This window comes from Winogradskyella marincola (assembly GCF_029624125.1).
Taxonomy (GTDB): Bacteria; Bacteroidota; Bacteroidia; order Flavobacteriales; family Flavobacteriaceae; genus Winogradskyella; species Winogradskyella marincola.
The window spans coordinates 214,993-229,979 of the sequence record NZ_JARSBN010000005.1 but is presented as its reverse complement, the minus strand read 5'-3'; the positions used below and the strand labels follow the sequence as shown (position 1 = coordinate 229,979).

General features: G+C 33.1%; 15 protein-coding genes. 12 read left to right on the top strand and 3 right to left on the bottom strand.

Features of this window, described 5'->3' with window-relative positions; genetic code table 11:
* Nucleotides 1-189: 189 nt before the first annotated feature.
* The gene (locus P7122_RS10945; RefSeq protein ID WP_278005841.1) at nucleotides 190-576 is read left to right on the top strand and encodes a pyrophosphohydrolase domain-containing protein; all 387 of its coding nucleotides are present in this window, start codon (nucleotides 190-192) and stop codon (nucleotides 574-576) included.
* 32 nt (nucleotides 577-608) lie between these two features.
* On the opposite strand, the gene P7122_RS10940 is transcribed toward P7122_RS10945, so the two are convergent.
* Entirely contained in the window at nucleotides 609-1,679 is a 1,071-nt protein-coding gene (locus P7122_RS10940) for a branched-chain amino acid aminotransferase (protein WP_278005840.1), read from the bottom strand.
* A 220-nt stretch (nucleotides 1,680-1,899) separates the two neighbouring features.
* Here P7122_RS10940 and P7122_RS10935 point away from each other — a divergent pair, with 220 nt between their 5' ends.
* The 4 genes from P7122_RS10935 (at nucleotide 1,900) to P7122_RS10920 (ending at nucleotide 4,850) form a co-directional block, all read left to right on the top strand.
* On the top strand, nucleotides 1,900-2,403 hold the full coding sequence (locus tag P7122_RS10935) for a DUF4920 domain-containing protein (protein ID WP_278005839.1): 504 nt from the start codon (nucleotides 1,900-1,902) through the stop codon (nucleotides 2,401-2,403).
* A complete protein-coding gene (locus P7122_RS10930) occupies nucleotides 2,381-2,836 on the top strand; it encodes a hypothetical protein (protein ID WP_278005838.1) in 456 nt (151 codons plus the stop codon). Before P7122_RS10935 ends, P7122_RS10930 begins: the two co-directional genes overlap by 23 nt.
* Nucleotides 2,837-3,532 (top strand): tRNA (5-methylaminomethyl-2-thiouridine)(34)-methyltransferase MnmC2, encoded by a 696-nt coding sequence (gene mnmC2 / locus P7122_RS10925; RefSeq protein ID WP_278005837.1) that lies wholly within the window; start codon nucleotides 2,837-2,839, stop codon nucleotides 3,530-3,532. It abuts the gene before it with no gap.
* A 412-nt stretch (nucleotides 3,533-3,944) separates the two neighbouring features.
* Nucleotides 3,945-4,850 (top strand): TIGR01777 family oxidoreductase, encoded by a 906-nt coding sequence (locus P7122_RS10920; protein WP_278005836.1) that lies wholly within the window; start codon nucleotides 3,945-3,947, stop codon nucleotides 4,848-4,850.
* A gap of 23 nt (nucleotides 4,851-4,873) precedes the next feature.
* Here P7122_RS10920 and P7122_RS10915 read toward each other — a convergent pair whose 3' ends face one another.
* Nucleotides 4,874-6,718 carry a hypothetical protein gene (locus P7122_RS10915; RefSeq protein WP_278005835.1) on the bottom strand — a complete coding sequence of 615 codons (1,845 nt, stop codon included), beginning with the start codon at nucleotides 6,716-6,718 and terminating at the stop codon, nucleotides 4,874-4,876.
* A 202-nt stretch (nucleotides 6,719-6,920) separates the two neighbouring features.
* Nucleotides 6,921-7,574: a YceI family protein gene (locus P7122_RS10910; protein WP_278005834.1), complete on the bottom strand. Its 654-nt coding sequence runs from the start codon at nucleotides 7,572-7,574 to the stop codon at nucleotides 6,921-6,923.
* Nucleotides 7,575-7,746: 172 nt separating this feature from the next.
* Here P7122_RS10910 and P7122_RS10905 point away from each other — a divergent pair, with 172 nt between their 5' ends.
* The 7 genes from P7122_RS10905 (at nucleotide 7,747) to P7122_RS10875 (ending at nucleotide 14,961) form a co-directional block, all read left to right on the top strand.
* Nucleotides 7,747-8,292 (top strand): nucleotide exchange factor GrpE, encoded by a 546-nt coding sequence (locus P7122_RS10905; RefSeq protein WP_278005833.1) that lies wholly within the window; start codon nucleotides 7,747-7,749, stop codon nucleotides 8,290-8,292.
* Nucleotides 8,293-8,391: 99 nt separating this feature from the next.
* Nucleotides 8,392-9,507 (top strand): molecular chaperone DnaJ, encoded by a 1,116-nt coding sequence (gene dnaJ / locus P7122_RS10900; protein WP_278005832.1) that lies wholly within the window; start codon nucleotides 8,392-8,394, stop codon nucleotides 9,505-9,507.
* 267 nt (nucleotides 9,508-9,774) lie between these two features.
* Nucleotides 9,775-10,701, top strand: coding sequence for an ABC transporter ATP-binding protein (locus P7122_RS10895; protein ID WP_278005831.1), 927 nt, complete (start codon nucleotides 9,775-9,777; stop codon nucleotides 10,699-10,701).
* 2 nt (nucleotides 10,702-10,703) lie between these two features.
* Entirely contained in the window at nucleotides 10,704-12,017 is a 1,314-nt protein-coding gene (locus P7122_RS10890; RefSeq protein ID WP_278005830.1) for an ABC transporter permease, read from the top strand.
* Nucleotides 12,018-12,020: 3 nt separating this feature from the next.
* A complete protein-coding gene (locus P7122_RS10885; RefSeq protein ID WP_278005829.1) occupies nucleotides 12,021-12,896 on the top strand; it encodes a mechanosensitive ion channel family protein in 876 nt (291 codons plus the stop codon).
* Between the two features lie 8 nt (nucleotides 12,897-12,904).
* Nucleotides 12,905-13,795, top strand: coding sequence for a DUF6268 family outer membrane beta-barrel protein (locus tag P7122_RS10880; RefSeq protein WP_278005828.1), 891 nt, complete (start codon nucleotides 12,905-12,907; stop codon nucleotides 13,793-13,795).
* Between the two features lie 2 nt (nucleotides 13,796-13,797).
* Nucleotides 13,798-14,961, top strand: a complete 1,164-nt coding sequence (locus P7122_RS10875; protein ID WP_278005827.1) for a sigma-54-dependent transcriptional regulator — start codon at nucleotides 13,798-13,800, stop codon at nucleotides 14,959-14,961.
* Nucleotides 14,962-14,987: the final 26 nt, after the last annotated feature.

Sequence of the window (14,987 nt, the reverse complement as noted above, 5' to 3'; positions counted from 1 at the left end):
TTTACGATATTGGTAGCCTACAGCTATAACGAAAGCTATAAAGAATAATATCCCAAAAATCAGTTGACCAGTTGTAAACATTAGCGTATTTTTATACAAAAATAATTAAAATTAGAGCAAAAACATCACATTAAAGCTCTTCACTATTATAAACTTCAAAAAAAATAACAACCTTAGTTTTTATATAATATGCAAGACAAAATTAATGCTGTAAAAGCATTTCATACCGCTTTTAAAATAGGACACAGAGAGACACCAAAAGCAGATTTAGGATTAGATAAAAATATGCTGCGTTACAAGTTAATGCGAGAGGAAAATGAAGAATATTTAGAAGCCGCTAATAATAATGATTTAGTAGAAGTTGCAGATGCCTTAGGCGATATGCTTTATATTCTTTGTGGTACAATTATAGAGCATGGGTTACAGTATAAAATTGAGGAAGTTTTTGAAGAAATTCAAAGAAGTAATATGAGTAAACTAGGCGAGGATGGAGAGCCTATTTATAGAGAAGACGGTAAAGTGTTAAAAGGCCCAAATTACTTTAAACCAAACATACAGGATATTCTAGAATCATAAAATAAAAAAAAGCAGCCAACTGGCTGCTTTTTTTATTTTACTTCGTGTCTCCAACTATGTTTATCTTCAGATAAATTGTGTTGTATATGTGTGAGTGTCTTCTTAAAAAGAGAAGCATATGAGTTTTCTTGCTGAGGAATTTCAAAAACATCGTCAGCATGTTCAAAAGCAGAAACAGGACTAATAACCGCTGCAGTTCCAGCACCAAATATCTCTTTTAAATTTCCTGCTTCAGCAGCATCTTTAATTTCTTTTACGCTTACAGGTCTTACTTCGTAATCTATACCAAGATCTTCAGCAAGTTGTAAAACACTTTTACGTGTTACACCATCTAAAATTCTATCGCTAGTAGGAGCAGTGATAAGTTTATCGCCAATTCTAAAGAATATATTCATTGTACCAGCTTCTTCTAGATACTTATGCGTAGAAGCATCTGTCCAGATAATTTGGTCAAAACCTTTTTTCTGAGCCAATCCAGTTGGGTAAAACTGTGCAGCATAGTTTCCGGCAGCTTTTGCAAAACCAACTCCGCCATCAGCAGAACGACTAAATTTTTCAGCAAACAATACACGTACTGGCTTGTTATAATAAGCTTTTGCTGGCGAGCAAATAATCATAAATCTGTAAGTTGCTGCTGGTGATGCTGAGATCGCAGGCTCAGTAGCAATAACAAAAGGACGAATATATAATGAGTTGCCAAGACCTGGTTTTATCCAATCGCTTTCCATTTTTAATAAAGTTTCTAAGCCTTTAAAAAAGTAATTTTCAGGAAACTCAGGTATAGCAAGTCTTGAGGCAGATTTGTTTATTCTGTCATAATTTTGTTTAGGTCTAAACAAAAAGATTTTTCCATCATCATCTTTATAGGCTTTCATACCTTCAAAAACGGCTTGTCCATAATGAAAAACACGAGCAGAAGGTTCAAAGGTCATAGGTTGGTATGGTGTAATCTTAGGATCTTGCCATTTACCATTTTCAAAATCGCAAACAAACATATGATCTGTAAATACACGACCAAATACTAAGTTGTCAAAATCAACAGTGTTAATTTTTGAATTTTCCGATTTTACTACAACGATTTCGTTAGGGTTAGTTTCTACCATTAAAGAGGTGTTTTAAATTAGTGCAAAAGTACAAAATCAATGTGGTTAATAAAAGGTAATATTATCTTAAAATTTGTAGCTTTGTAGCTTTGTAGATATAATACAAACATTACTAAACAAATCAATAAAGAAACCTCCATGATTAATTACTAATCATAAAACCGAATAATAACTGAGAGGATGTTCTTTGAGACTATTAAAAACAATAAACATTAAATACATGAAAAAAATAATTTTATTTTTCGCAATGAGCTTAGCCTTAGTGTCTTGTAAAAATGAGAAAGACGCAAAAGAAGAAACGACTAAAGAGGTAAAAGAAGAGATTGCTTATGCATCGTTTGGAAAGGAAATAGACGATGCCAATGCACTTTCTCCTGCTCTTATGGTAGAGCGTTATGAAGGCTTAAAAGTTGGTGATACTATCAATACCAAAATGACGGGAACCATAAATTCTGTATGTTCTAAAAAAGGATGTTGGATGCGATTAGATGTAGGTGATGATAAAGAAGTGTTTGTGCGTTTTAAGGACTATGGTTTCTTTATGCCATTAAACGCAGAAGGCGAAGTTGTGGTTAACGGAAAAGCATTTGTTACAGAAACTACTGTAGATGAATTAAGACATTATGCAGAAGATGACGGTAAATCTGAAGAAGAGATTGCAGCAATTACTGAGCCTAAATTCGAATATAAGTTTTTAGCAGATGGAGTACTCCTTAAGCAATAAAACTCTCGCACTTATAGCTTTATTGCTATTGTGTTTTAATTGTAAAAATGAAGCGGAGCCCAAGCCTGTAGAAAAGGAAGACAAGCCAGAGCTTATAATGTATCAACCTTCTGAGATGGCAAATCTTATGAATGGTATGTATGCATATAACTTGCAAATAAGACAGCAGATTATTGATGGAGAAATTCCTACATCAATGCCATTAGATATAATGAAATTGCATTCTGCAGAAATGAGTAACGGTCATGCCAGAGGTGCTGTTTGGAATAGTAAGATAGATAACTTTATAGAAGCACAGCAATCTATTGCAGATACACTATCTAACACAGAATTAAAACAGCGTTTTAATGCAGCAATAAGTAATTGCATAGCATGTCATAAAACCGAATGTACAGGACCAATTCCAAAAATTAAAAAACTTTTAATTCAGTAATTGAAGCGAAAAATAATCACCACCTCAGATGGTTCTAAAACCATACAAATAGAAGATTGGAATGAACAATACCATTCCATTCATGGTGCCATACAAGAAGCAAACCACGTATTTATAAAGCATGGTTTGCTTTTTTATTTACAAGCTTGTTATCCTGAACCTGTTTCAGGTTCTCGTCCAATAAGCATTCTCGAAATAGGTTTTGGTACAGGTCTTAATGCCTTTCTTACTTTTTTAAAAGCTGAAGAACTTCAGGAATCTGTAAATTATGTTGGTGTAGAAGCTTATCCTGTAAAACCTGAAGAAATTCAGCAACTCAATTATGTAGAATTAATTTCTGAAAAATTTAAGGCTGAGTTTGAAAAAATGCACAATATTTCTTGGGAAGAAAAGCATAATGTTAGTAAAGGCTTTACGCTCGAAAAGCAAGAAAAATTTTTCAAAGACATTATAGACCAAGATAAGTATGATATCATTTATTTTGATGCCTTTGGTGCACGTGTGCAACCAGAGCTATGGACAGAAGATATCTTTGCAATTATGTACAAAGCACTAAAAGAGAAAGGTGTTTTAGTAACCTATTCTGCAAAAGGTAGTGTAAGACGCGCTATGCAAGCGGTTGGTTTTGTTGTTGAAAGACTTCCTGGTCCACCTGGCAAACGAGAAATGTTACGAGCGCGCAAAATGCGCTCTTAATATTCAGCGAACATAGTGAGCTAGATGTCCTTCAGAAAAAGAGCTCTTAGCATTTGACGAAGTGCAGCGAGTCAAATGTTTAGTAATAGCATTCGGCAACGTACAACGAGCCAAGTGTTTAGTAATAATTTTCGTCGAAGCAAGCAAAATATATTTTCTAAACGTCACTTCGAGTGATTGCGAAACTATCGAAATCAAAATATATTTTGATTGAAGATACCTAAGCGAAGCTTAAGCAATCGTATTGAGAAGCTATGAGGAATTAAATGGTTATCAATACTAATTTTATAAGCTCTCGTATCTAAAACTAATTAGCACAAACGTTGAAGGTACCAAACGTTAAAACCAAATTAAAGTCGTAAGGATGGCTCACTTCATATCGTACCTTTGTTAGTAAGAAAAAGAAAAAGCAATGACGGTTTTAATTACAGGCGCAACAGGATTAATTGGGCAAGAGATCGTAAAACAATGTCATGCACAAGGTATTACGGTCCATTATCTAACTACCTCAAAATCCAAGTTAAATAAAGAAGAAAATTACAAAGGGTTCTATTGGAATCCGAATGCTAATGAGATAGATCATAACTGTTTTAATGGTGTGTCTGCTATTGTAAATTTGGTAGGAGCAAGTATTTCAAAACGTTGGACCAGCAGTTACAAGAAACAAATTTTAGATAGCCGAACCAAAACAGCAAAATTATTACAGGACACAATTATAAAACACAAATACGAGGTTGGTTATGTGGTGTCTGCGAGTGCTATTGGTGTATATCCTACGAGTTTAACTAATTATTACGAAGAAGATTCAACCAAGGTGTCTAAGACTTTTTTAGGCGAAGTTGTAGAGCAGTGGGAAGGTGTTGTAGATGGTTTTAAAACATTAGGGTCTAAAGTGGCTAAAGTGCGCATAGGTTTGGTTTTGGCAAAAGATGGAGGTGCTCTACCGGAAATTGTAAAACCTATTAGGTATGGCGCAGGTGCTGTTTTTGGCGATGGCAAACAATGGCAAAGCTGGATACATGTACAAGATTTAGCCAGTATTTTTATGCATGCATTACAGTACCAGTTAGAAGGTATTTATAATGGAGTGGCACCAAACGCAGTTACCAATAAAGAGTTAACTAAGGTTGCGGCAAGTGTTTTAAAACGACCATTGATTTTGCCAAATATCCCAAGATTTGTAATGCGATTAGTGCTTGGAGAAATGCATATTCTCTTATTCGAAAGCCAACGTGTCAGCTCACAAAAAATAGAGGACAAGGGCTTTGATTTTAAATACGCAAACTTACGACCTGCTTTAGAGGATTTGTTGATGTAGGATATGATGAGTTTTGAAAGAGATTATTTTTTAAGTGCTTTAATAATTCTTTCTTCATTAATGACTATGTCTCTAAAAAGGACATAGGGAAATTCTTCATATTTAGACGTTTTAAATGCTTCATAAATATTTGAGAGAGTTGAAGCTGTAATTAATGAAAGATTCATTTCAGTGTCCATTTCACAATCTGTAACAAAGTCATCACTAAATTCTGGTGCAACCAATAAAATTTTTACAATTCTCAAGTCGTTTTTTAAAGCTAAATTTTGATAAGATTTTAACTGTCTTGATACAGAACTAAATTTATTATATCCTCGTTCTTTACTCGTTTTACATTCAACAATTATAATTTCTTCATTTCCAAGGTTTAAAAGGATATCCATCATGTCCTTTTTTGTATTCAACTTGTTTTTGAATGTATCGTCAACATTAAAGCCTAAATCTTTAAAAATTGTTTTTGTCAGATCTTCGAATTTTTGTCCTAGTTCACTTTCTTTTACTGAAATTCCATTCTCTTTTAATGTGTTGAGATTCCTGTATGCCACATTTTCATAATTTTCTAAATATAGATTTTCAACATCTTTGTAGTGTTCAAGAATATTTAAAATGTCATCGCCTCGTTGTTTTATTCCATAATCTTTGATAAATTTTGTTAAATCAGATTTAACTATTAAATCAAGGATATCTCTAGGTTTAATATTGTAATCCAATAAATAGTCAGCTTTAAGTACAAATTCATCCTGTAGTTCAAATTGTTCTTTAATATCTCGATTAAGTTTGGGTAACGATTGGTTTAATTCAGAAAGTAACTTGTCAAAACCATCTAAGGAAATACCAACTTTTTCATCTCGTTCAACATTTTCAAAATGATTGATGAGATTCATAATTTTTTCATCTAATGTACTGCCTCTAAGGTTTGAAATATTTAAACCTTTTTCGCAAAGCTCATTTAATGTTTTTTTCTTTTCTGTTAATGTTGTTTCATTTTTATAAATGTTATCAGTTAACAAGTTTGTAAATGAAACACCTTCTTTTATTATTTCTTCTATTTTTTGGGCATGGGATAGATTTCTATCTATATTATGTTCTCTTGCAATTTGATTAATAATTGGTTGTCTAAGTAATTTTAGGGTTCTTCGATAAAACTTTTCTGCAACTTCTTTTTCCCTTATTTTCCTCAGCATTCTCACCATTTCATCAGCAACATATACAGTGTTTTCTTTGTTAGAGTAAAATATAACACCAATATTTTTCAAATCTTTAATAACATCTTGAATATCTAGCTTTTTAATAGGTACAATTGAATAGTTGATTAATTTAATTTCCTCTTGAGAAAGACCTAAATATTTTGATAGTGTTAAAATGATAGATAATTCGTCAGAAGTAATTTTTGGATCTCTATTGTTCTCAATATCATTTTTATATGCAGTGTGTAAACATGCTTTGTAAATTTTATAATCACGTTTGCGACTCTCACTTAACTCTGATTTTTCATTTTTAAAATCTGATTCTAGGACTTTTATCCTTCCTTTTAAATGTTTGATTTCTTTATCATAAAGTCTAGAAAACCAATCCCTTTTCATTATACAATTACCATCCCTTATGATTATATCTATCAGTATGTCTAACTGAGATGTTATTTCTTGAAATTCACATTTTATATGTTGTTGAAATTCCTCAGAAGTTAATGCAAAGATTTTAGAAATATTTTGGTTGTCAACTGATTTCAGTCCTTTATCAGAGGTGCTTAATATTTTGTCAATTTCTTTGATGTTTTTTGGTGAGTTGGATATAATGTTGTCAATTATTTTAATAAATGAGTTTTTTTCAATTGACCCAAGTTTGTCTAAAATTTGTTCTAACTTCATGAATTATCTTTTGTGATTTTCTACTAAATTAGATAAAAATCAGGTTCTTACTATACGTATCCTTACGTATTTTTCGTTGACAATTAGAATCTTAGCTCATAAATAACAAAAAAGCACTCACGATTCCGCAAGTGCTTTTCTTATAATTTATATCTTTCTTGTGTGTCTCAACATTAAGGCGTTGAGGTACGCTGATAAAGTCTTAAGCTTTGTTAGCTAAAAGGTTAACAGTTAGTTCAATATCGTCGTTAATAAACTTATCTCCTAAATCATCAAAGAAAGACTTAGATCCATACTTTATATTCCACTTAGAGCGGTCAATTGTAAAAGTTTCACTTGTTAAAGTCATTGTATCTCCATCAACAGAAGTTTTTACAGGGAAACTAATATTATTTGTTTCACCTTTCATGGTTAAGTTTCCAGAAAGCATACTTTTACCATCTTTGTTTTCAAAACCAGTAACTTCAAATTCTGCAGTAGGGAAACCAGTAACATCAAAGAAATCAGGACCAGATAAGTGTCCTTGTAAGTTAGCATTACCTTCTTCGCTTTTAGGAATATCTGTTACTTCAATAGTAGACATATCTATAGTAAATTTACCACTCTCTACAGTGTCACCATTGATAGCAATAGTACCTCCTTTAACATTAATAGTACCTTCGTGAGAGCCTGTAGGTTTAAAACCTTTCCAGGTAATAATAGATTTGTCAGTATCTGCTTTAAAAGTTACAGCAGTAGATTTTGCTACAGCAACTTCTTCAGCGGCTTTTGTTTCTGCTTCTTCAGCTTTGTCTTTACAGCTAGAGAACGCTACAAATGCAACTAAAGCAGTAATTTTTAAGAAAGTTGTTTTCATGTTAGTGTTTTTTTTGAAATTGTTTGTTAAAAACACAAAGTTAACAATATGCAGCACTATTATCTAATAAAAAAATGTTAATGACATTTTGACATTTTTATAATAATGGCAGTACTTTTGCAACCCTAAATCGTAGATTTAAAAGTTAGATTAAAAATAAAGCACACTCAAAATGAGTAAAAAAGATAAAAACAAGGTTGAAGAGCCTCAGGTAGAAGATACTGCAACAGCAACAGCAGAACAAGAGCAAAACGAAGGAAAAACTGCAGAAGAGCAATTGCAAGACCAGTTAGCAGCAGAGAAAGACAAATTTATGCGTTTGTTTGCCGAGTTCGAGAATTATAAAAAAAGAACAAATAAAGAACGTATAGAGCTTTTTAAGACAGCTAGCGAAGGAGTAATGTTGTCTATGTTACCAGTTTTAGACGATTTTGAACGTGCCTTATTGCACATAGAAGAAGATAAAGAAGCCGAAGAGTTACGCAAAGGAGTACTTTTAATTTATAACAAATTATTGAATACTTTAGAGCAAAAAGGATTGTCTAAAATTGAAGTAAATAAAGGAGATACCTTTAATGCAGATGACCATGAAGCGGTAACTCAAATTCCTGCTCCAAGCGAAGATTTAAAAGGAAAAATTATCGATGTAGTAGAGCGTGGCTATAAGCTGGGAGATAAAGTTATCCGTTTCCCAAAAGTGGTAATAGGGCAGGCATAAACGATAAATTATTAACGGTTCGTCAGTTCGGGTGTACAAGCGGTAAACCTCGAGATGTATCGAGAACAATAAAAGATTCCCGTTTTATGGGCAGTAAACATGAAAGAAGATTATTACGACATACTAGGAGTAAGTAAAAGTGCTTCAGACTCAGAAATAAAAAAAGCCTATCGCAAGATGGCTTTAAAGTACCATCCAGATAAAAATCCGGATAATAAAGAAGCTGAGGAAAAATTTAAGAAAGCAGCAGAAGCTTACGAAGTTTTAAGTAATTCGGAGAAAAAAGCACGATACGATCAGTTTGGTCACCAAGCCTTTGAAGGTGGAGGTGGCTTTGGTGGAGGTGGCATGAATATGGATGACATCTTTAGCCAGTTTGGTGATATTTTTGGAGGTGCCTTTGGTGGAGGTGGCTTCAGTGGCTTCGGCGGAGGAGGTAGACAACGTGTGGTAAAAGGTAGCAACCTTAGAATACGTGTTAAACTATCTTTAGAAGAAGTAGCTAATGGAGTTGAGAAGAAGATAAAAGTAAAACGAAAAATACAAGCACCAGGTACAAGTTATAAGACATGTACAACATGTAATGGAGCAGGTCAGGTAATGAGAGTTACCAATACTATTTTGGGTAGAATGCAAACTGCAACAACGTGTCAAACCTGTGGTGGTGCCGGACAAATTATAGATAAAAAACCATCAGATGCAGATGCGCAAGGCCTTAAAGTTTCTGATGAAACAGTGTCTGTAAAAATACCAGCAGGTGTTGTAGATGGTATGCAACTTAAAGTTACCGGAAAAGGTAATGATGCACCAGGAAATGGAATAGCTGGAGATCTTTTGGTTGTGATTTCAGAAGAAGAACACCCAACACTAAAACGAGAAGGAGATAACTTACATTACGATATGTATGTAAGTCTACCAGATGCTGTTTTAGGAACTTCCAAAGAGATTGATACGGTTACAGGTAAGGTGAGAATTAAGATAGACGCAGGTGTGCAATCTGGTAAAATCTTAAGGCTAAGAGGTAAAGGAATTCCAAGTATTAATGGCTATGGTAAAGGTGATTTACTTGTTCATGTAAATGTTTGGACACCAAAGACTTTGAATAAAAAGCAAAAAGAGTTTTTTGAAAACATGAGAGATGACGAGCACTTTGAGCCTAAACCAGAAAGCTCTGATAAGTCGTTTTTTGAAAAGGTTAAAGATATGTTTTCGTAAAACCTTAAATGTTAAATAAAAAATACTATCTTTGAATTATCGCTAATTCTTATTAGCGGTAATTTTTCTTTTTCATAGCAATTTTTTCCCATCCTTATCTAACCATAAGGGTGGGTTTTGTTTTTTTAGACAATACTGAACATTATTTGTGTGCACAACATGTTATTTGTACAGTAAAAAACACTTAATAAGTAAGGTTTAAATGCAACAAAATGTTTAACATTTAATATATTTACAAACTAACCGTTGTAAAAAACTACTACTCCTATGAACGATTTATTAGTTGCTGATTCCGTATCTAAAAGCTTCGGAAGTTTTAAAGCACTAAATGAAGTTTCAATCGCTGTTCCAAAAGGCAGTATTTTTGGATTACTTGGCCCTAATGGAGCCGGAAAAACTACTCTAATACGTATTATTAACCAAATAACAATGCCAGATGAAGGTACTGTGCAATTAGACGGACAGCCTTTAAAACCAGAGCATATTAGAGATATCGGCTATTTGCCAGAAGAGCGTGGATTGTATAAATCTATGAAAGTTGGTGAGCAAGCTTTGTACTTGGCACAGCTAAAAGGGATGTCTAAATCTGAAGCAAAAAGCAGACTAAAATATTGGTTTGATAAGCTTGATATTGGAGATTGGTGGAACAAAAAAATACAAGAATTAAGTAAAGGTCAGGCGCAAAAGATACAATTTGTAGTTACAGTTTTGCACAGACCAAAACTTTTAATTTTTGACGAACCGTTTTCAGGATTCGATCCTATAAATGCTAATTTAATAAAGGATGAAATTCTACAATTAAGAGATGAAGGAGCAACAGTGATTTTTTCTACCCATAGAATGGAATCTGTAGAAGAGCTTTGTGATCATATAGCATTAATTCATAAGTCTAATAAAATTTTAGACGGAAAATTAAACGACATAAAACGTCAGTACAGAACCAATACTTTTGAGGTTGGGTTACAGTCTAACAATAGCGAAGCTGTTATTGCAGAAATAAAGAATAAGTTTGAAGTCTTGCCAGCAACCTTCAAAAATTTAAATGATGATATTAAACTCAATATAAAAATTAATGAGGCAACATCATCAAACGATTTGCTGTCGTTTTTAACTTCAACAGCAGAAGTAAATCATTTTGTGGAAGTGATTCCTACAGCAAATGATATTTTTATTCAAACTGTAAAAAATAACTAATAATGAATCATTTACCGCTCATTATAAAACGAGAATACCTTACAAAGGTTAGAAATAAGTCTTTCATTATAATGACTTTTTTAAGTCCACTGATTATGATTGCGCTAATCGCTGTGGTGGCTTATTTATCGCAACTTAACAACGATAAAAAACGAACAATAACAGTGCTAGATGAGTCAGGATTTTTAAAGGATGTTTTTCAGAATACAGAGAACACAACCTATAATAATCTAGAGGATTTTAACTTAGAAGAAGCTGTAAAGCTTGTAAAAGAAACTAATGACTATGGTTTGTTGTATGTAGCTAAAGTTGATTCTATAGAGGAAGTTTCTAAGAGTATAAAATTCTATTCAGAGGAAACACCCTCTTTGACTGTTATATCAGGTATAGAAGGTAAAATAGAAAAATTTTTAAGAGACAAAAAACTTCAGCAAGATGGTGTTACAATAGCACAAATAGAGGCAGCTAAAACAAATGTAGATATTGCTCAAGAGAGTTTTGATGGTCAAAAAAGTTCCAAATTAGATAATATTATAAAACTAGCATTTGGAGGAGTTGCAGGTTATTTGCTATTTATGTTCATCATTATTTATGGTAACATGATAATGCGAAGTGTTATTGAAGAAAAAACAAGTAGAATTATTGAGGTCATAATTTCTTCAGTTAAGCCTATTCAGTTAATGATGGGAAAAATTATAGGTACATCATTAGCAGGTGTAACGCAATTTGCAATTTGGGTAGTTTTAGGTGGTGTTTTAATGATTGTTGTTTCTACAATATTTGGAATAGATTTAGCCCAAACATCAACTCCTCAACAAGAGTTAATGAACCAAGCTATGCAGGCAGAAGGTGCTCAAGCCATGGCTGAAAATCTTTTAAACGGTATTAATAACTTACCTCTATTAAATCTTGTTATAGCTTTTATGTTCTTCTTTATTGGAGGTTATTTACTTTACAGTTCATTATATGCTGCAATTGGAGCTGCTGTAGATAACGAAACAGACACACAGCAGTTTATGCTGCCAATATTAATGCCTTTAATTTTAGCTGTGTATGTTGGTGTATTTACGGTTATCGAAGATCCTCATGGTACAGTATCAACAGTGTTTTCGTTTATTCCTTTTACATCTCCTGTGGTAATGCTAATGCGTATTCCGTTTGGTGTGCCGATTTGGCAACAAGGTTTGTCTTTGTTGCTTCTTATTGGTACATTTATGTTTGCGGTTTGGTTTGCTGCCAAAATTTATCGTGTAGGTATTTTAATGTATGGTAAGAAACCAACATATAAAGAATTATTTAAGTGGTTGAAATACTAGTGCATGCAAGGTCTTAGTGAAATAGAAGAAACAATAACAGAAAGCTCTATTTGGGAAAATACCAAAGAGTTTCTAAGTCTGCATATAGACTTTACTAAGGACATTAGCATTTCAATTTTTGATATGCTAATTGTTACTACAGCTATTGTAATAACAACTGTTGTGTTAAAGGTTTTTCTAAGAATTATTACCAGAAACCTACCCGAAGCAGATAAAGGAAAGTTTAATGTTGTGTATGGCTACTTTAGGTGGTTAATATACCTCATTATATTGCTTATTACATTGCATTCAGTTGGTGTTAATGTTACAGCTGTTTTTGCAGCTTCAGCAGCACTTTTAATAGGTGTTGGTTTGGCATTGCAAACCTTGTTTCAAGATATTATTTCGGGAGTATTTATACTCATAGATCAGTCTGTTCATGTTGGAGATATTATTGAAATTGAAGGCAAAGTAGGTAGAGTAGAAGAGATTAAATTAAGAACAACTAGAGCGGTAACTATAGATAATAAAGTGTTGGTAATACCTAACCATCTCTACTTAACCAATTCGTTGTACAACTGGACGCAAAACGGAACAACAACCAGAGAAAGTGTTGAGGTTGGTGTTGCTTACGGAAGTGATGTAGAGTTGGTAAGAAAACTACTGTTGCAGTCTGCAAGCACACATCCAGATGTTATATCAGAGCCTGAGCCTGTGGTGTTGTTTACTAATTTTGGCGATAGTTCGTTAAATTTTAAGTTGGTTTTTACTATCAATGATAGTTTTAAGGCTAGCTTTCCTAAAAGTGATATTCGATTCGAAATCGATAGACTTTTCAGAGAAAATAATATTTCAATTCCGTTCCCGCAACGCGATATTCACATTATAGAAAAGAAATAAAAAAATATATGATTTTACGCTTTAAGAAATGCCATACAATACTAGCCCTTGTTGTAATGTGTTGTGTGTATTCTGCAAAAGCACAACTTACAGATTTAGCACGTTTAGAATATTCTTTTATCCCAAAAGGAGATTCCGAAGATCAGTACACAAGGCTAAGAGCTTTATTTAATTACCCTATTGAGACCAGCAAGGATTGCTACTTAGTTTTAGGTGCAGAATATAATAGAGTTATTCTTAATTTAGAAGACAACTATCCGTTTGATAAGTCGCTTTTAGAGACCATAAATATTATAGACCTAAGTATTGGTTACACTTTTAAATCCAGTACAAAATGGCGTTTAGGCCTAAAATTTAATCCAAGAATAGCATCTACATTAACAGAAAAACTAACCTCTGATGATTTTTTTCTTAATGGAGGTATTTTTGCAATAAACGATAGAACAAAAGACGAAACTGCTAAAAGACCATACCGTTTAGTATTAGGTCTTACATACAATTCTACAACAGGTTTGCCAATTCCATTACCTTTTATAAGCTATTATAGGCGAGTTAATGAAAATTGGTCTTTTAATGCAGGTGTACCAAAATCTAATATTAAGTATTTTTTCAATGAAAAAAATATGCTTCAAACCTTTGTTACATTAGATGGGTATTTTGCGCACATACAACGACCACAGCAAATTAACGGAAAACAAGTAGATAATATATCATTATCTTTAGCTGTCGGAGGACTTGGGTATGAATATTGTTTTACTAAACATTTGGTGGCTTATATGTACACTGGTTACACCTTTAGGTTAAATAATGCCTTAAGAAACGAAGATAGAGATGAGGTTTTTAAGTTAAATGATGTAAATACATTTTACTTAAGAACAGGATTAAAATTTAAAATATAGATATGTCTAAAATATTAATAATAGAAGATGAAGCTGCAATCCGCAGAGTATTGGTTAAGATACTTTCAGAAGAAAGTGATACGTACCAAGTTGAAGAAGCTGAAGACGGTTTAGTCGGAATTGAAAAAATAAAAAAGGATGACTACGATTTGGTACTTTGTGACATAAAGATGCCAAAAATGGATGGTGTAGAAGTGCTAGAAGCTGTAAAAAAAATAAAACCAGAAACACCAATGGTTATGATTTCTGGTCATGGAGATTTAGATACAGCTGTTAACACAATGCGTTTGGGTGCTTTTGATTACATATCTAAACCACCAGATTTAAACCGATTATTAAATACAGTTCGTATTGCTTTAGACCGAAAAGAACTTGTTGTAGAAAACAAGAGACTTAAGAAAAAAGTAAGCAAAAATTACGAAATGATTGGTGAGAGTGCTGCTATAGCTCGCATCAAAGACATGATAGATAAGGTAGCTCCAACAGATGCTCGTGTTTTGGTTACAGGACCAAACGGAACAGGTAAGGAGCTGGTAGCACATTGGTTGCACCAAAAGAGCGAACGTTCTAAAGGACCTATGATTGAGGTAAACTGTGCTGCTATACCAAGTGAGCTTATAGAGAGTGAATTATTTGGGCATGTAAAAGGTGCTTTTACATCAGCAAATAAAGATAGAGCAGGAAAATTTGAAGCAGCAAACGGAGGCACTATTTTCTTAGATGAAATTGGTGATATGAGTCTTTCTGCTCAAGCTAAAGTGCTACGTGCTTTACAAGAAAGCAGAATACAACGTGTTGGTAGCGATAAGGATATTAAGGTAAATGTAAGAGTTGTTGCTGCAACTAATAAAGACTTAAAAAAAGAAATTGCTGATGGTAAATTTAGAGAGGATTTGTACCATAGACTAGCAGTAATTTTAATAGAAGTTCCAGCGTTAAATGACAGACGAGAAGATATTCCTTTGCTAGTAGATTATTTTGCTAATAAAATTTCTGAAGAACAAGGAAATGCTAAAAAATCCTTTTCAGATAAAGCTATAAAACTTCTTCAAAATTACGACTGGACAGGAAACATCAGAGAGTTAAGAAATGTTGTGGAGCGTCTAATTATTTTAGGTGGAAAAGAAGTAAGCGAAGCAGATGTAAAAGCATTTGCTTCTAAGTAAAGTTGTGTCATTATGCGCATTTGCTG